The sequence below is a fragment of the Pseudomonas sp. 32A genome, assembly GCF_052682255.1.
Map to the genome: position 1 here is coordinate 5,602,127 of NZ_JBQYLY010000001.1, position 16,842 is coordinate 5,618,968.

A 16,842-nucleotide genomic window follows, 5' to 3' on the forward strand; every position below is an offset into this window, starting at 1 on the left:
GCCAGTGCCTGTCGACTATTGTGCGTTCTAACTAAGTGCAGTGTTAATCCATCAGTTAAGAGGTAGTTGTTATCTACCTGCATCCCGCTCACCCCACATCACCCTTGACCGCTTCGGTCGGTGAGCCCCTTGCTCACCCTCCGTTTTGCTGTCATCGTTCGCGCAATTGGTAATCTTTCTTGTTTGAGAAATTTTTGCGCATGCATGACTTTCCTGTAGCTGAGGGTGATACAGCCCGTCGCCAGCAGACCATCGCCACCCTCTACAGCGACCATCACTCCTGGTTGCACGGTTGGCTGCGCAAGAAACTCGGCTGCTCCCAACATGCTGCCGACCTGGCCCACGACGCCTTTATCCGCATTCTGCTGCTGGCCGAACCCCACACCATCAAGGAACCAAGGGCTTTCCTGGCGACGACGGCCGGGCGCTTGATGATTGACGGCGCGCGTCGGCGGCGGATCGAGAAGGCCTACATGGAAGCCCTGGCGATTCAGAGCGAGGACGCCGGTATGCCGGATCCGGCGGCGATTCATGTGGCACTCCAGGCTCTGGAACGGATCGCCGAAATGCTCACCGGCTTGCCTGCCAAGGCTCGCGAGGCGTTCCTGCTCAGCCGCCTCGACGGGCTGACCTACAGCGAAATCGCCGCACAATTGCAGGTGTCCCCCAGCACCGTGAAGAACTACATCTCCAGCGCGCTGGTGCACTGCTATCACACCCTGCACGGGGCGGACCCGCTGTCGTGAGTGCCGAGCAGATCATCATTGAGGCCGCCCGCTGGCTGACGTTGTTGCACGACGATCACGTGACCGAGGCCGACCGCGCCGCATTCGATGTTTGGTGCCAGGCCGACCCACGGCATGCCGTCGCCATCGAGCGCATGCGCAGCCTGTGGGGCAGCCTCGACGCATTGCCCGCCGCCCCGGCGCGCCTTGCCCTGAACCGCGCGTTTGCCCCGCAAAAACCAAGGTTTGCCGCCCGTGGTACTCAGGCCGTCGCGCTGTTGGGTGTGTTGCTGTGCGGCTGGGCGGGAATGGAGCGGATGCCGGTGTGGATGGCTGACCAGCGCACCAGCATCGGCGAACGGCGTCAGGTGGCACTGACCGACGGCAGCCAGGTGCAGCTCAACAGCAACTCGGCGCTGGACGTGAAGTTCGACGGCCACCAACGGGTGATCGAACTGTTACAGGGCGAGATGTGGGTCGAGGTGGCCAAGGACGCGCAACGGCCGTTCGTGGTGCATACCGACCAGGGCACGGCCACGGCGTTGGGCACGCGGTTCCTGGTGCGCAAGGCCGAGAACGGCTCGACCGTAGTCACCGTGATCGAGTCCACCGTGGCCGTCAAAGGCGATAGTGCAGGCGACGTGAAAGTGCCGGCAGGGCAGAAGTCCACACTCAAGGCCGGACACGCCAGCGACCCGCAACCCATCGGCAATGCCGACCCGGACGCCTGGACCCGCGGCCTGCTCAAGGTAGACGACCAACCCCTGAGCGAGGTGCTGCAAACCCTCGCCGGTTATCGGCACGGGCTGGTGCGCTTTGATCCGCAGGCGCTGCAAGGGATGCGTGTGTCGGGAGTATTCAAGCTCGACGACACCGGCGCGGCCCTGGCTTCACTGGCAGATAACCTGCCGATCAAGGTCGAGTACTTCACCGATTTGGTGGTGGTGATCAAGCCTCGGTAAAAAGCCTGAATAAAAACTGCTCTCATTCATACCCGATTTTCCGACATGGCCGTCATGACTAATAGAACCCCCATTTCCCAGGACTTCTCATGTCGCGCCTTGCTCGTCCCTTACAGCCACTGGCCCTTTCAGTGGCGATGGCTTTTGCCGCCGTACCCCTGCTGACCGTTCAAGCGTCCTTCGCGGCTGAAAGCGCCGCGTTTTCCATTCCGGCCGGTGACCTGAGCCAGGCCCTCAACAGCCTCGCCGAACAGGCGGGCCTGGTATTGGCCTTTGATTCGAGCCTGACCCGCGGCAAACGCAGCAATGGCCTGAACGGGCAGTACAGCACCGACGCCGCCCTGGCCCAATTGTTGGCCGGCAGCGGCTTGCAAGCCCTGAAGATTGCCGACGACCGCTACCGCCTCGAAGCCATCCCGCAAGCCGACGGCGCCATGGAGTTGCAGGCCACCACCATCAGCGGTGCGTACCAGTCGGAAAGCCCCACCGGCCCCGTGTCTGGCTACGTGGCCACTCGCAGCCTGTCGGGCACCAAGACCGACACCGCGCTGATCGAAACCCCGCAATCGATCTCCGTGGTCACCAAAGACCAGATGCGCGCGCAGAACGCCGAGAGCCTCAACCAGATCCTGCGCTACAGCGCCGCCGTGATCCCGGAAACCCGAGGTTCCACTGCCTCACGCCTCGACCAGTTGACCATCCGTGGCTTCGCCCCGGCGACCTACCTCGACGGCCTGCGTATGCCTTCGAGCCGGGATGCCTTGCCGCAAAAAGACGCCTTTGACCTGGAGCGCGTCGAAGTGCTGCGCGGGCCGGCGTCCGTGCTGTACGGGCAGGGCACTCCCAGCGGTGTGATCAACATGGTCAGCAAGCGCCCGCTGGACACGCCGTTCCATGAAGTCGGCGTCGAGTACGGCACCTTCAACAAGAAGCGCACCACCTTTGACCTGAGCGGCCCGCTGGACGATCAAGGCGAGTATTCCTACCGTGTCGCCGGCCTGTTTGATGATGCCGACGGCCAGATCGACCACACCGAAACCCGTCGCCAATCCCTGTCCACCGCCTTCACCTGGCGCCCGGACGACAACACGTCGCTGACCTTGCTCGGGCATTTCCAGAAAGACCCCAAAGGCGCGTCCTACGGTTCGATGCCGGCCTGGGGCTCGGTGCTGCACAGCCCAACCGGGCGCAAGATCGACGTGGATTTCTACGACGGCGAGAAAAGCTTCGAGAAGAGTGACCGCGAGTATTACTCCATCGGCTACGCCTTCGAGCATCACTTCAACGACGTTTGGACTGTGCGCCAGAATGCCCGTTACCTGCGCAGCGAAGGGCAGTACCGCAGCCTCTACAGCAACTACCTGGAGAGCGATTACCGCACCATCCGGCGCTCGACCACCGCCAGCGACGTGAACATCGACGCCTACGCCCTCGACAACCAGTTGCAGGCCAAATTCGACACCGGCCCGTTGCAGCACACCGTGCTGATGGGCGCCGATTACCAGAACACCAGCACCGACACCAAATCGGGCAGCGGCGTGTACACCGCAGGCCCTACGCTGGATATTTTCGACCCGGTCTACGGCGCGGCCGTGCCGGTACCGGCCTACACCAGCGACGCCACCTCGCGCAGCGAGCAGACTGGCGTGTACCTGCAAGAGCAGATGAAGTGGGACAAGTGGGTGTTGTTGATGGGCGGGCGTTATGACTGGGCCAGCACCGACAACAGCACCCTGGCCATGACGACCCAGAAGAAGACCAAATCCAGCCAGGACAGCAAAGCCTTTACCGGCCGCCTGGGCCTGGTCTACCTGTTCGATAATGGCTTGGCGCCGTATGTCAGCTATTCGGAATCCTTCCAGCCGCAATCCGGCACGGGCTACGGTGGTTCAACGTTCCAACCGACTGAAGGCAAGCAGACCGAAATCGGCATCAAGTACCAGCCACCGGGCAGCAACAGCTTTATCACCGCCGCCGTTTTCGACCTGCGCCAGACGAACGTGCCGACACTGGACCCGGACGCTTCCCACCTGTGCAACGGCTCGCGCTGCCAGATCCAGGACGGTGAAGTGCAATCCCGAGGGTTTGAACTCGAAGGCAAGGCCAGCCTGAACGACAACCTGGATATCACGGCGGCCTACGCCTACCTGGATAACCGCATCAGCAAGTCCAACAACACCGTGCGTTATGCGCCCATCAGTGACATCGGTGTCGGTCCGGCGGTGGCTGCCGAAGGCACTACTACCTACGCCGTACCGCGTCATACCGCGTCGGCCTGGGCGGATTACACCCTGCACGACGGCACGCTGAAGGGTTTCGGCGTGGGGGCTGGTGCGCGGTATGTCGGTTCGTCATGGGGCGATACCGCCAACACCTTGAAGGTGCCGGGCTACACCTTGTTCGATGCAGCGGTGCACTACGACATCCCCCACATCAATCGCCAGGGTGACAACCTGCGCCTGGCGGTGAATGCCACCAACCTGGCGAATAAAGAGTACGTCGCGTCCTGCTATTCCTACTCGTGGTGCTGGTATGGCTCACAGCGCACCGTGCAGGCCAGCGCGACCTACCAGTGGTAAACACCCATCTACTGTAGGAGCGAGCTTGCTCGCGAAGAACCTGAGAGCAGCGCGTTAAGCCGGGCACGCTGCGTTATCGTTAACGATTTTCGCGAGCAAGCTCGCTCCTACAGTGATCGTCGTTATTTTTAGGAGGATGGCCTTTTAACATTGCGGCCCACTCTTTATCATCCGCCCCCAGCACCTCCGGCCATGGAGACGCTCCATTCACTAAGGAAGTCGTAATGCACATTGGAAAAATGCTGGGGTTGGCCCTGATCATGTTGTCGATGGGCGGCTGCGCCAGCTTCACGAAGGACGAAGTCGCACCTGTCACGCTGCCATCGAAGGCCAGCTACGCCAACAAACCGAACGTCTACGTAGACTTCAAGTTCTACCAGGGCGAGCCGACAAACGCCGCCGCTACGGAATTTCCACAAGCGCGGGACATGCTCAAGCCACAGCTGCAGAAAGTTCTGACCGACTCCGGCCTGTTTGGTCGTGTGACTCTGGATGAGTTCCAGAAGCAGCCCGGCGATTACAGCCTGCGCCTGAAGGTCTACAACCATCCACCGGGTGGCGGCCAACTGGCACTGGCCTTTATCAGCGGCTTTACCTTCACCATCATCCCGGCGCTGGGGACTGATCAGTACACCATGAAGCTGGAGTCGATGGACCCGCAAGGCCACGCGCTGAGCACCGGCACCAACCACGACTCGATCAATACCTGGATGGGCATCTGGTTTATCCCGTTGATGGCCAACACGCCGAAAGAGGCGGTGACCGATACCTTCACCCGTCAGGTCAATGCCCTGCTCAAGCAAATGGTCGACGGCAATAACCTGAAGTATTCGGCACTGGATGCCGGCGTGCCACGGGCGTGACACGTAACTGAAGGTTTGAAACAGCTGCGAGGGCAGGGTGACCCGCCCTCGCAGCCTGGGCCTTACTTAAGCGCCTTGATGAACAGCGGGTCGCTGTACAACGACTTGAGCAAATTCCGCACCATCGGGTTGTAGGCGTTGGCGGCATTCGGGATCGCAATGAACCCGAAGAACGAACTGGACCAGGTGTGATTCACTTCCTTGGTCGCGTCGTACACCACGTCATTGCCCTTGAGCAGGGTAAAACGCGCGGCCAGCGTGCCGTTGCCGGAGCCCATGCCTGCCGACAGCGAATTCTTCACCACCAACACTTGCAGATGACGTTCCGCTTGCGGGTTCAGCAGGCCTGCCAATTGCAGTTCCTGGGTGATTGCAGCCTGGATATGCGCCGGGATGCTGCCACTGGGCGAGCGGATCGGGTTGGCACGTACGGACAACGAGCCTTCGCCCGATGCGGCCGTCACCTGGGCATTGCTGACGGGTTGCAGCGGCGCTGCTTGCTTGAGGACCTGGACGTTGTCGAAGTTCGGCTCGTATTGCGTCATGGTGACGCCGCAACCTTGCAACAGCAGCGCGAGCAATGGGGTCAACAGTAGAAGCTTTTTCACGGCGTTTCCTTGCGTGAGTGTGGGAGAGCGCGGGGATTATCGTCAGACGCTGGCCTATCGGCAACAAATAGTGGCAAAAGGCCTTAAGGCATAGGTGGCTTCCTGGCTCTGGTGCTTGCCGGAAAAATCATCGAGAAGGCAATTTGCTGGCCCCTTTGTAACAAAATTCTCGCCAAAATCACTTTTATTTTCAGGTGGTTAGGCGGGATGCAAATGCGCAATGTTGGAATCATGCTGATCGCCTGTTCCTTGGCGGGTGGGGCGGTTTCGGTTGAGGCACGGGAGCTGCGGGACAACGACAAGTACATGTGCAGTTGGGGGGCTGGCACCGCCGCCCGGGCCCAGGAATTGAAGCTGTCGGGCGTCTCGCTGTACGCCGCGCGGCAGAAGCTGAAGACCTACCAGTTCAAGAAACCCTGGATGCACATGATGGCCATGGGCATCACCGAGCAGACCTACGACAGCCGTTCGCGGGTCAAGCCCGAGGTGATTCGCCAGAGTTTTTATCAGGACTGTTTGCGCTACAAGCTGGCGCGTAAATAAGCCCTATTTATCCAGCAGCAATTGGAGCCTTGAGAACGACTGGTCGTAGTTGGGCTCCCACGGAAAGCGCCCTTGTTTGTCCGGCCAGACCATTTGCAGTGCCGGGAAATCAGCTTTGATCGAGGCGTAGAACCAGCCGGCATAACCGAGGTACTCGCGGTAATGCCTGCGGTCTACAGGAATGAAGGCGATGCGCATGCCTTCGGCAATATCGTCATAGGGCTTGTAGGTTTCATAGGCGGTTTTTGCACCGGCAAAGCGGATCGCGGCGATGTTCAGCAACTGCTGGGCAATCTGCGGGGGCAGCCCGAATACGATGATTTCCGGTTGGCCGAAGTTGGCGTAGAACCCCAGGGAGTAGGCGAACGACGGCTCACCGTCTTCGGCCCGCACATGCACATGGTGCCAGCCGATCTTCTTGATATCCGCCAACACCTTCTCGTCATATTCCGAATCTGCCTTGGGCAACTGGAATCCCGGAAGCGAGGCCTTGGCTGAAGTGTTCATCGAGAACAATGAGGCGGCGAAGAGGGCGACGGCGCGAATGATGTTCATCAGAGTCCTTTCTGCGGGATCAGTGGTTGAAAGCGCGATGAGGCTAGCAGTGTTGGGTTCGCTCGGCAAAGTGGCCGATGCACCGCCCAGTACAAAATCTGCGTAAGCCTGTCCAACTTCGCCCCGGAGCCAGTCCGCATACTGGCCCCAGGTAACCGAAGAGGCACATGCCATGACCCGCTACGTCATCACTCCCAACGAAATCCCATCCCTCGCCATCCGCGGCGACGACGCTCGCTTCCCGCTGCGCCGGGTGTTCTGTGTCGGGCGCAACTACAGCGAACATGCCCGCGAAATGGGCCACGACCCCGACCGCGAGCCGCCGTTCTTTTTCATGAAACCGGCGGATGCCGTGGTGCCTGCCGAGGGCGTTATCGCCTATCCGCCATTGACCGCCGACCTGCACCATGAAGTCGAGTTGGTGGTGGCCATCGGCAAGGGCGGCGTGGACATCGCCCCGGAAGAGGCCTTCGCGCATATCTGGGGTTACGGCTTGGGCATTGACCTGACCCGCCGCGACCTCCAGGCCCAGGCGAAAAAGCTGTCGCGGCCGTGGGAATGGGCCAAGGCCTTCGATGAATCGGCACCCTGCACTGCGTTGCAGCCGGTGAGCGCCGTCGGCCATCCGGCCAGCGGGCGCATCTGGCTCAAGGTCAATGGCGAGCAACGCCAAGTGGGCGACCTGGCGGACCAGATCTGGTCGGTCAGCGAGGTGATCAGCCATGCGTCCAAATCCGTGGCGCTGAAAGCCGGCGACCTGATCTTCACCGGCACCCCGGCGGGCGTTGGCGCCTTGCAACCGGGCGATGTGGTGACCGCCGGGATCGACGGCCTGGCCGAGCTGAGCTTCACCCTCAGCCAGGGTTGACGCTACAGTGGTGCCCAGGCTCTCCGGGAAATACGTATGCCAGGCACCCGCATCACCACCTATGGCATGGAACAACGCAGCGACCGCTCCGACTTCTACATCCGCGACAAGCGGGGCAGGGCGGCGCTGACCAGTCCCCATCGCCACGAATATTTCCAGATCCAGATCAACCTGGGCGGCGACACCGTGCAGCACATCGGCGGCGCGGTGCGCCCGTTCCCGAAAAAGGCCCTGGCCTTTATCCTGCCCCATCGCCTGCATGTGATTCCCCATCCCGAAGACGGCGACTTCATGCTGATCAATTTCAGCCAGGGCTTTTTCCTGCCGCAACTGACCTGCGACCCGCTGGACCTCGAAGACATCCCCGTCAGCCAGGCCCCGGAACTGTCGCCGTTCCGCTTTCAGGAACAGCTGGATTTCATTCTTGAAGACGCGGCATTCGAGGAAGTCAAAACCTGGCTCGAACACATGCGCACCCTGGACGCCCACCGCAGCTTCGGCGCGCGGGAGCGGCTCAAGGGTTACCTGTTCCAACTGATCGGGTTGGTGTGCCAACAGTACGCCGAACCGCTCCAGGCATTCGCCGCCAACAACGCCACCCGGCGTGGCCGCAAGGACGCACTGGCCCGTGTGCAAGCCTACATTCGTGAGCATTTGCACGAGCCATCGCTGAACCTGACCGATGCCGCGGCGGCTGCGTTTCTGTCGCCCAATTACCTGACCCACCTGCTGCGCAAGGAAACCGGTAAACCCTTCTCCCAACTGGTGCTTGACCGGCGCATGCAACTGGCGCGCACGCTGCTGCTCAACAGCCCGCAGATGATCGGCGCGATTGCGCACCGTTGCGGGTTTACCGACGAGGCGTATTTTTCCCGGTGTTTCCGCAAGGCCCACGGGCTGGCGCCGGGGCAGTTCAGGCGGCGTGAGCAGGATTGACGCGCAAACCGGGTGCGTGTTTTACAAATCCACCACAACCCATGTGTTTCAATTTACATACAATTGAGCGTCTCATTGGGAAGCGGTGCACATGAGTACGGTTATACGGTTGGCAACCCCGGACGATATCAATGCGATTTTCGACATTCGCACCGCCGTGGTGCAGAACCACCTGAGCCGCGAGCAGATGGCTGAGCTGGGCATTACCCCGCAGCTGGTCGTCGAGAGCATGCGTGAAGCGCCCTGTGTATGGCTCGCCGAAGTGGACGGCACGCCTGTGGCGTTTTCAATGGTGGATGTGGCCGAAGGCGAGGTGTTTGCGCTGTTTGTGCTGCCCTCCCACGAGAACCTCGGGTTGGGTCGCCAATTGATGGCGGTGGCCGAGGCGGCGCTGTTCGAACGCCACGACACGCTGTTCCTGATCACCGATGGGCGAGATCACATCAGGGCTAATGGCTTTTACCAGCGGCTTGGCTGGTCGATGGTCGACACGGCCGAAGGCGACGACGTTCGCTATCAGAAACACAAGGTGCAATGAGTGTATGAGTCATCCGGAACCCCCTCAATCCCATGCCTTCCGCTATTTTTTCATCGGGATTGTGTGCTTGGCGGTGATGTTGGGGACCTATTTCGTTCGGCTCAATGCCCAGGTTGACCGACAGCGGGAAGAAGCGGCGGAGCGCCTGGCGTTATGCCGTCAGGCGGCCAGCGTTTCGCGCCCTACGCCCCAGGACGACCTTGTGTTGGTGGATCCCTGCAAACACTTGATGGAACATTACTTGAAAAAGCCCACGCATTTTTAATCAATAACCTTATTTTTATCGCGGAATTAAACCGAGCAAGTGTGTTTAATTCTTGTCGTCTTTGCACCAAAAAGTGGCACTTTCAATAATCGGATCCATTAAAAATGTGTGGTTATTGAATGACTTAGCGCTGTTTTAATCCGACGAAAGGTTGAAAATTATCTTGTTACAAGTTTTGCCGCTGGGTAATATAGCCGGGCGTTCACCTCCCACGGTTTATGCATTTTTAAATCCCAAGTTTCCATCAGCTACTTGGGATTTTTTTTGCCCGCGATTTGAGCGTTGTATCAATCCTCTACGTCGGCAAACTCTGCGCGCATCCGCCCATTGCGCTTGGCCTGGTACAGCAATTTGTCGACGGCTTCGACAAAGGCCAACGCTGCGCTGCCCGGCTTTACCGTGCAAGTGCCTACGCCCAGGCTCAACGTCAGCAAGTTCGACACCGCCGAGTGCCCGTGCTCAATCTGCTGCTGGCGGATCAGGTGCAGGCAGCGTTCGGCCACGCGCCGGGCGGACTGGGCATCGGTTTCCGGCAGCAACCACACAAACTCCTCGCCGCCGAAGCGCGCAATGAAGTCCCGTGGCCGATTGGCCGCCCGGGAGAGCGTGCTCGCCACTTGTTTAAGGCATTCATCACCCTTGATATGCCCGTAGAGGTCGTTGTACTGCTTGAAATAGTCGATATCCAGCAGGATCAACGACAGCGGCAATTGGCTGCGTTGGGCACTGGCCCATTCCCGTGCCAGCACGGTGTCGAACATGCGCCGGTTGGCGATGCCGGTCAGGCCGTCCTGGAACGAATATTCCTCCAGCTGTTTTTGCAGGCGGATCAGGTGTTCTTCGGTCTTCTTGCGCTCGCTGATATCGAACATGAAGCCGATCAGCGCCTGCACTTCGCCGTCCTTGCGCTCCACGTGCACCACGTCGCGTATCCACACGTACTCATCGCTGGCAGTCAGCGCGCGGTAATCGGCTTCGTGATCGACCCCGGCGCGGGACTGCGAGACGCAGAAATTGACCACGTATTCGCGGTCATCCGGGTGCATGCGTTCCACCCAGTCGTCCACGGTGGCCCAGCTCTTCGGGGTCCAGCCCAGCAGCGCCTCGATTTGCGGGCCGATGTAGCTGAAGGTCATGGTTGCCCAGTCGATACGCCAGGGGATGGCATTGGTGGATTCGAGCAACGTCTTGTACACGGCACTGTCGGGTTCGATCAGAGGTTCGATGCTCATGGAGGATGCTCTTGAGGGCGGTAAAAAGACCATAGCATCTGGCCATCATCGCCAGGAATCAAGCGCTTCGCGCAGCATCGGATGAGAGGTGTCGGTGTGGTTTTTCTGGCGTCAGCCGGCCAGCGATTTCAGGCAAATTGAGCACCAGGTATCACTTTTGACGACCTGCTGCTGACCCGCGTGTCTCTCCAAGGTCTGGACAGCATCCGTTCCATCTCAAACCTGATTGGCGAATTGCGCACCGAGATCAAGGCCGGGCGCAGAGGGTTTGCGGCATTCGGTTAGAGGCTCAAGAGACCGCTTGTGCCGAGGGTGCAGTCACCACCCCGTAACCGCGCCAGCAGCAATGATCGCGGTGCCCCGGCAGGAATACGCAGCCGCCAAGGTTCATGAGCAGGACAGCGGCAACCAGCAGTGAAATTCGACGAGACATGGTGATTTCCTCAAGGTAGTGAACGTTGAAAATCAACAGGTAGGCCTGCTGATTGCCAACGGTTAACCCTTGAACGCGCCCGCCTGGCCAAATCCGTCGGCGCTTTTTGCATATTTCATCAAACCCCCGCAAACCCTGGGCAATACTGGCCCTGTCTACCGTCCTGAGCGGTCGCGAAAAAAGTTGATGTTGACGCGACGGATTATTCGGACACTCGCCGTTCAACCCTACAGCTGCGATCACTGGCGATCGCCGATGAAGGAGTTGTCATGAGACTTGCACGACCGCTGGCCAAATTACGTTCCGCCCTGTTGATCCCACTGGCGCTGGCCGCCCTGGTCAGCACGCCGACCTTTGCCCAGACCGAAGTGATCATCCGTGAAGCGCCACCGCCGATGCGCGTCGAAGCCGTTCCCGTCGAGCGCCCGGGTTATGTGTGGGACCGCGGGCACTGGCGTTACGAAGGGCGCGGATATGCCTGGGTGCCGGGCCACTGGCAGCCGGTGATGCGCAACGCTCGTTGGGAACCGGGTCATTGGGAGTCGCGCGGCCCCAACTGGTACTGGAGAGAAGGGCACTGGATCCGCTGACCCTCCCGTCAACCTGACCCTTAGCCACCGGACCGAGACTTGCCCTATTGAAAGACACTGATCCGGACGTTGAGCTGTTGGCCCGCATCGGTAACAACGAACCGGCGGCCATCAACGAAATGGTGACGCGCAAACTCCCGCGTTTGCTCGCGCTCGCCAGTCGGATCCTCGGGGATGCCGACGAGGCCAGGGACGTGGCCCAGGAAAGCTTTCTGCGGATCTGGCGCCACGCAGCGAGCTGGCGCAGTGGCGAAGCGCGTTTCGACACTTGGTTGCACCGCGTGGCGCTCAACCTGTGCCATGACCATTTGCGTCGGCGCAAGGAGCGCCCGTTGCACGACGAGGCGGCCATGAGCGAAGTGATCGACACGGCGCCTGCGGCCGATGAACAGCTGGAAGCTGCCGCCCGCAGTGAGCACATGGCGGCTGCGCTGGCGTCACTGCCTGATCGCCAGCGCGAGGCGATTGTGTTGCAGTACTACCAAGAGCTGTCGAATATCGACGCCGCGGCGCTGATGAACATCAGCGTCGAGGCACTGGAGAGCTTGCTGTCACGGGCCCGGCGCAACCTGCGCAGTTACCTTGACGACACACCCGGGCCCGCCCGCCCAGGAAGGGGAAAACCATGACGCCTGAACGATTTGCCCAACTGGCCGAGGCTTACGGCGGCCACCTGCACCGTTGGCCCCATGCCGAACAGGCGCAGGCCCAGGCACTGCTGGACGCAGGCGATGCCGGCGCACTCGAGGTGCTGCACCAGGCGCGATGGCTCGATGGCCAGTTGGATGCCTACCAACTGGCGCCCGTCGACCCGGCGCTGGCGCGGCAGATTCGCCAGTCGTTCCCTCAGCGCAAGTCTTTTTGGGCACGTTACGCCGGCTGGCTATCGCCCGCCGGCTTCGTCGGCGTGGGCATCGCCGGGATTGCCGCCGGCATCCTGGTAGCGTCATTGAGCGTACCGATGCCCACACTCGGTCCTGAAGTACTGCCCAGTGTCTTCGACCAGGGCGACGCCGACGTCGTCTTCACCGTCAACGCCGAGGAAAGCGAGCAATGACCCCGTCACCCAAGTACCTGAAGCCGCTGTTGGTTGTGTCGGTGTTGTTCAACGTGTTTTTGATCGGCGGTGTCGGCGGTGGCCTGTACCACTGGCTGGCGAATACCAAGCCCGCCGAAGCGGTGGTGAACCAGCATGGTCTGCGCCAGGCGATGGTCAAGCTGCCGCCGGAACGGCGCAAGGAACTGCGCCAGTTGTTGCGCCAGAACCGCGCCGACAGCCAGCCGCTGGTACTTGCCGGGCGCGAGGCGCGACTGGACGTGATCAAGCAACTGGAGGCGCCGACCCTGGACCGTGCGGCGTTGGTGACGGATCTGAGCAAGGCCCGGGAGGCGGACATGGCGCTCAGGGCGCTGGTGGACAACACCCTGGCGCAGTTCGCCAGCACCTTGCCGCGGGATGAGCGCCAGCGGTTGGTGGAGGCGCTGTATTTGAAAGGGCAGGCGAAGGGCAAGGCCGCCAAGAGCCACTGAAGATCGTTCCCACGCTCTGCGTGGGAATGCCGCTCCGGACGCTCTGCGTCCAGTTGGCGATGCAAGGTTCAAGTCTTGCGCGGTGGTGACGCGGAGCGTCACGGGATGCGTTCCCACGCAGAGCGTGGGAACGAGCATTAATCACCGAGACGAGCGACGGATTTTCCCGGTTGGCCGCGTTTAACCCGGGTAAGCCCGCCACTCAGGCGAAGGCCAGTCTCATTGGGGAACCGTGCCATGTCCCGCATATTCAAGGCCACGCTGGCCGCCACGTTGATGGCGGCGGCGTTATCCGGTTGTATTGTTGAACCTGTTCATCCGCGGCGCCCGCCGCCGTTGGTTGAGGTCGTGCCGGTAGCACCTGCGCCGGGGTATCAGTGGGTGCGGGGACACTATCGCTGGGGGAATGGGCAGTGGTTGTGGGTGCCGGGGCATTGGCGGTATTGATCCCTCCACATTTTCAACTGCGACACTGAAACCCTGTGGGAGCTGGCTTGCCTGCGATGGCATTACGCGGTTCGACAGTGACATCCAAGTCTCCCATCGCAGCCTCGTCAAAGCTCGACAGCTCCCACGATCAATTTGGAATCAACTGAATGATGTCAGTATGATATTATTCGTGCCCGGACGATTCTCAATAGGGATATTCATGAAGCTGATCAGTACGAACAAAGGCTTTAAAACCACGTTTCTGCGGTTGATCGCCCAGTATTCCAATATCAGTTTTGGTGTTGCATGGGCGTCTTCCGGCACCGAAGTATTTGCTGCCCTGATCACCCACCGTAGCAAGATTAGATCTGCTGTGATCGGTACACATTTTTATCAAACCCATCCTGACGTGTTGGATGAGTTTGTAGGTTCAGACTCCGTACGGTTCGTCGTGCAACCTAACGGTGTGTTTCACCCCAAGGTATATGTGTTCTGGGATGAACATTCCTGGGCCGTGTTGATCGGTAGCGCCAACCTGACGGCTGGCGCATTCAAGGTAAACACCGAACTGACCACCTTAATCACCAGTGCTGACACCGACTCATCTTTCAAGGACGAAGTGTTGGAACTCATCGCCGGTTATACCGCCAACGCGCGCACTATCAATCTCGATGAGGCTGCCAACTACCGTCGTATCTGGAAGCTGAAGCGGCCGGAGTTGGACTGCTTGGCGGACCAGTACGGTGGCCGGGAGGTCGGCAAACTTGCGATTGATTCCACAGTGATGAGCATGGATTGGGCTACCTATTTTGCGCGGATCCAGCAAGACCCAATTCACGGGTTTAATCACCGCATTTCATTGCTCAAAACCGTACGCAACGCATTCGAAAAACACGCCCATTTTAACGATATGGATGTGCAGATTCGTCGCGGCATCGCCGGGGTAAAAAGCAGCTTTCTTCCGAATTCCGAATGGTTTGGCAGCATGACCGGGGCGGGTGTGTTTCGCAGCCTAGTTCTTCAGGGCGCGCCTGGGCTTTCCTTGGCGTTGGACAAGATCCCGCTGGAGGGTGCAGTCAGCAGGTCCGACTACGACGGATTTGTCGAAGAGTACGTCAAGGCTTTTGCCAACGGACGCCATGGCATTGGCACGGCCACACGGTTATTGGCGATGAAGCGACCTGACACCTTTCTCTGTGTTGACTCGGCCAACCGCGCCAAGTTGGCCGAAGATGTGGGTATTCCACGACCTGATCAAATTGACTATGGACGCTACTGGGATGAGGTCGTGCTGCGATTAATGGCAGCGCCATGGTGGAGGGCGCCCAAACCTGCGGCTCCCGACGAACTGGAAGCCTGGAAGGGAAGGGCGGCGATGCTGGATGCTATTTTTTACGTGCAGAAGTAGCTGTTCATATCCGTTGTTTTTGCAAATTTTATTTTAAGGAAAGACGCCTGATAAAGGCCTCTGATGGAGCTGAAATGGACATGCCCAGTGTGATCGCATACGCGATGGATCCGATAACGTTGTCGGTTTTCGGAATCATCGTATTTTTTGCCTTTCTATGTCTTTTCTCCCGGTTTATAAAAACTGATATCGGGTGGAAACGAATTGATTATTTCTGGCTGCTGTTTGGTGCAATAGGTCTGATAGCTGCCTGCAATCTGGTTAAAAAAGACTGGTACGAAACACAAGTGTCACTCGATCAAGTCGGTGTTGAGAGTCAGTGGCGCAACGTGGTTGCGGCTGGCGCGAAAATGGGTTCGTCGGAATTTTGCGCGAGTGAAGTCATTGATGCGAGGCCGAGTCCTTCTGCTCGGGATGAACGGATTCGGGCATGCACGCTGTTTGAGCAATACGTCATTGATAGAAAGGCCGATGAGCTGACACGCGTACGTTTCTATGACACGTTAAGGTTGGCGGGTGCCTTAAAGACGCAATACAAAGATCCGGAAGTCATTAACCGGCTGACAGGTTTGGAAAAGACGTTTGACGAGCTTTCCAAGGCTGAGAAAAAGTTACGAGATCACGAGTTTTTACTGGAAGAGGCAAAGGGAAGCAGAGAATTTACCTATCTTTTCCCCTATCTTTTTGTACTGGCAGTGGCTATTCGTCTTGCCAAGGTCAGGGGGGAAATCAATCTCTCGAACCTTTCCAGAAACAAGCAGAAAGGGCAGGCGGTACCCGCCCCTGCAACAGCTCCAGTGTTGAGTGCCGAGCCCGTCGCTAGTCCTCCGTCAACACCTTCCTGAACGTCTCCACCAACGGCCGCAAATTGATCCGATGCCACGCCGCCCACAGCGGCGTGGTGTAGGTCAGCCACGGCAGTTCCCGCAGCACCACGCCCGGCGGTGCATTGCGGCTCAAGCCCTTTTGCACCATCGCGACACCTAACCCCGACGCCACCAACCCCAACGCGGTAAACGGCTCGCTGGCTTCCATCGGAATCTGCGCGGTGAAACCTGCTCGAATGCACGCGGCAACAAAGTCATCCGCCGGGTTTGCCCCGGGTTTGCGTTGCACGCCAATCCATTGCTGGTCGGCCAGATGCTCAGGCAGCAGCTCGCTGACGCTGGCCAGCGGATGCTGCTCGGGCAGCGCCAGCAGCATCGGGTCGTCCAGCACTTGCAGGGCGATCAGGTCGGGGTCATCCGCCGCCGGTGGCTCGCCCACCAGGGCGATGTCGAGGCTGCGTTGGCGCAGGCCTTCCAGCTGTTCGGCGGAGGGCAGGTTGTACAGCGCGATATGCACGTTGGGCCGCGCGTCGCGCAAGACTTTCAAGGCATTCGGCAACACCCCCGCGTGCATCGCGTTTTCGATGTAGCCGATGCACAGCCCGCCTTCTTCGCCTTTGCCCAAGCGTCGGCCCAGGGATTCCAGGCGGTTGGCGTGGGTGAGCAGGGCCTTGGTTTCTGCGAGGAACGTCTGGCCGTCGCGGGTCAGGCGGATGCGCTGTTGGCTGCGCTCGAACAAGGTCAGGCCCAGGCGTTCTTCCAGTTGCGCGATCTGCCGGCTCAGGGGCGATTGGGAGATGTGCAACCGTTCGGCAGCACGCCCCACGTGTTCTTCTTCAGCGACTACAACGAAGTAACGCAATTGACGGAAGTCGATCATGTCAGACCTTAAGGGACTCAAGTTGGTCGCAGTATGTCTTGGACGGTCCGATCTCTGCAATCTAGGATCTG

General features: G+C 59.7%; 21 protein-coding genes and 1 pseudogene. 17 read left to right on the forward strand and 5 right to left on the reverse strand.

Features of this window, described 5'->3' with window-relative positions; all coding sequences use genetic code 11:
* Positions 1-200 precede the first annotated feature (200 nt).
* From ACUN0G_RS25700 to ACUN0G_RS25715, 4 genes are all read left to right on the forward strand, one after another.
* Positions 201-746: a sigma-70 family RNA polymerase sigma factor gene (locus tag ACUN0G_RS25700; RefSeq protein WP_010172411.1), complete on the forward strand. Its 546-nt coding sequence runs from the start codon at positions 201-203 to the stop codon at positions 744-746.
* Positions 743-1,687, forward strand: a complete 945-nt coding sequence (locus ACUN0G_RS25705) for a FecR family protein (RefSeq protein ID WP_445574651.1) — start codon at positions 743-745, stop codon at positions 1,685-1,687. Before ACUN0G_RS25700 ends, ACUN0G_RS25705 begins: the two co-directional genes overlap by 4 nt.
* Before the next feature lie 89 nt (positions 1,688-1,776).
* Positions 1,777-4,266, forward strand: coding sequence for a TonB-dependent siderophore receptor (locus tag ACUN0G_RS25710; RefSeq protein WP_445574652.1), 2,490 nt, complete (start codon positions 1,777-1,779; stop codon positions 4,264-4,266).
* A gap of 224 nt (positions 4,267-4,490) precedes the next feature.
* Entirely contained in the window at positions 4,491-5,129 is a 639-nt protein-coding gene (locus ACUN0G_RS25715; protein ID WP_445574653.1) for a hypothetical protein, read from the forward strand.
* A 62-nt stretch (positions 5,130-5,191) separates the two neighbouring features.
* Here the strand turns inward: ACUN0G_RS25715 and ACUN0G_RS25720 are convergent, their stop codons facing one another.
* Positions 5,192-5,737, reverse strand: a complete 546-nt coding sequence (locus tag ACUN0G_RS25720) for a hypothetical protein (RefSeq protein WP_445574654.1) — start codon at positions 5,735-5,737, stop codon at positions 5,192-5,194.
* A 213-nt stretch (positions 5,738-5,950) separates the two neighbouring features.
* Between ACUN0G_RS25720 and ACUN0G_RS25725 the strand changes: the two genes are divergently transcribed.
* Positions 5,951-6,280: a hypothetical protein gene (locus ACUN0G_RS25725; protein WP_023658946.1), complete on the forward strand. Its 330-nt coding sequence runs from the start codon at positions 5,951-5,953 to the stop codon at positions 6,278-6,280.
* Between the two features lie 3 nt (positions 6,281-6,283).
* Here the strand turns inward: ACUN0G_RS25725 and ACUN0G_RS25730 are convergent, their stop codons facing one another.
* A complete protein-coding gene (locus ACUN0G_RS25730; RefSeq protein ID WP_445574655.1) occupies positions 6,284-6,835 on the reverse strand; it encodes a DUF4262 domain-containing protein in 552 nt (183 codons plus the stop codon).
* A 172-nt stretch (positions 6,836-7,007) separates the two neighbouring features.
* Between ACUN0G_RS25730 and ACUN0G_RS25735 the strand changes: the two genes are divergently transcribed.
* The 4 genes from ACUN0G_RS25735 to ACUN0G_RS25750 all read left to right on the forward strand — a co-directional run bounded on the left by ACUN0G_RS25735 (position 7,008) and on the right by ACUN0G_RS25750 (position 9,442).
* Positions 7,008-7,703 (forward strand): fumarylacetoacetate hydrolase family protein, encoded by a 696-nt coding sequence (locus tag ACUN0G_RS25735; protein WP_445574656.1) that lies wholly within the window; start codon positions 7,008-7,010, stop codon positions 7,701-7,703.
* A gap of 36 nt (positions 7,704-7,739) precedes the next feature.
* Positions 7,740-8,639, forward strand: coding sequence for a helix-turn-helix transcriptional regulator (locus ACUN0G_RS25740; protein WP_445574657.1), 900 nt, complete (start codon positions 7,740-7,742; stop codon positions 8,637-8,639).
* Positions 8,640-8,730: 91 nt separating this feature from the next.
* Entirely contained in the window at positions 8,731-9,177 is a 447-nt protein-coding gene (locus tag ACUN0G_RS25745; RefSeq protein WP_445574658.1) for a GNAT family N-acetyltransferase, read from the forward strand.
* A gap of 4 nt (positions 9,178-9,181) precedes the next feature.
* Positions 9,182-9,442: a hypothetical protein gene (locus ACUN0G_RS25750; protein WP_076016836.1), complete on the forward strand. Its 261-nt coding sequence runs from the start codon at positions 9,182-9,184 to the stop codon at positions 9,440-9,442.
* Between the two features lie 287 nt (positions 9,443-9,729).
* Here the strand turns inward: ACUN0G_RS25750 and ACUN0G_RS25755 are convergent, their stop codons facing one another.
* Positions 9,730-10,674: a diguanylate cyclase domain-containing protein gene (locus tag ACUN0G_RS25755; RefSeq protein ID WP_445574659.1), complete on the reverse strand. Its 945-nt coding sequence runs from the start codon at positions 10,672-10,674 to the stop codon at positions 9,730-9,732.
* 162 nt (positions 10,675-10,836) lie between these two features.
* Here ACUN0G_RS25755 and ACUN0G_RS25760 point away from each other — a divergent pair.
* A pseudogene (locus ACUN0G_RS25760) lies at positions 10,837-10,959 on the forward strand (DUF1652 domain-containing protein); the annotation flags it as partial.
* A gap of 4 nt (positions 10,960-10,963) precedes the next feature.
* Here ACUN0G_RS25760 and ACUN0G_RS25765 read toward each other — a convergent pair.
* Positions 10,964-11,107: a hypothetical protein gene (locus tag ACUN0G_RS25765; protein ID WP_167663322.1), complete on the reverse strand. Its 144-nt coding sequence runs from the start codon at positions 11,105-11,107 to the stop codon at positions 10,964-10,966.
* 269 nt (positions 11,108-11,376) lie between these two features.
* Between ACUN0G_RS25765 and ACUN0G_RS25770 the strand changes: the two genes are divergently transcribed.
* The 7 genes from ACUN0G_RS25770 (at position 11,377) to ACUN0G_RS25800 (ending at position 15,909) form a co-directional block, all read left to right on the forward strand.
* Positions 11,377-11,697, forward strand: a complete 321-nt coding sequence (locus tag ACUN0G_RS25770; protein WP_421551301.1) for a YXWGXW repeat-containing protein — start codon at positions 11,377-11,379, stop codon at positions 11,695-11,697.
* A 47-nt stretch (positions 11,698-11,744) separates the two neighbouring features.
* Positions 11,745-12,326, forward strand: a complete 582-nt coding sequence (locus tag ACUN0G_RS25775) for an RNA polymerase sigma factor (RefSeq protein ID WP_445574660.1) — start codon at positions 11,745-11,747, stop codon at positions 12,324-12,326.
* Positions 12,323-12,754 (forward strand): hypothetical protein, encoded by a 432-nt coding sequence (locus ACUN0G_RS25780; RefSeq protein WP_445574661.1) that lies wholly within the window; start codon positions 12,323-12,325, stop codon positions 12,752-12,754. Before ACUN0G_RS25775 ends, ACUN0G_RS25780 begins: the two co-directional genes overlap by 4 nt.
* Complete coding sequence (locus tag ACUN0G_RS25785) at positions 12,751-13,227, forward strand: periplasmic heavy metal sensor (protein WP_421551304.1); 477 nt, start codon at positions 12,751-12,753, stop codon at positions 13,225-13,227. Before ACUN0G_RS25780 ends, ACUN0G_RS25785 begins: the two co-directional genes overlap by 4 nt.
* Before the next feature lie 237 nt (positions 13,228-13,464).
* On the forward strand, positions 13,465-13,674 hold the full coding sequence (locus ACUN0G_RS25790; RefSeq protein WP_076016843.1) for a YXWGXW repeat-containing protein: 210 nt from the start codon (positions 13,465-13,467) through the stop codon (positions 13,672-13,674).
* Between the two features lie 202 nt (positions 13,675-13,876).
* Entirely contained in the window at positions 13,877-15,064 is a 1,188-nt protein-coding gene (locus ACUN0G_RS25795; protein ID WP_445574662.1) for a phospholipase D family protein, read from the forward strand.
* A 74-nt stretch (positions 15,065-15,138) separates the two neighbouring features.
* On the forward strand, positions 15,139-15,909 hold the full coding sequence (locus tag ACUN0G_RS25800; RefSeq protein WP_445574663.1) for a hypothetical protein: 771 nt from the start codon (positions 15,139-15,141) through the stop codon (positions 15,907-15,909).
* On the opposite strand, the gene ACUN0G_RS25805 is transcribed toward ACUN0G_RS25800, so the two are convergent.
* Complete coding sequence (locus ACUN0G_RS25805) at positions 15,884-16,771, reverse strand: LysR substrate-binding domain-containing protein (protein ID WP_445574664.1); 888 nt, start codon at positions 16,769-16,771, stop codon at positions 15,884-15,886. The genes ACUN0G_RS25800 and ACUN0G_RS25805 overlap by 26 nt on opposite strands.
* Positions 16,772-16,842: the final 71 nt, after the last annotated feature.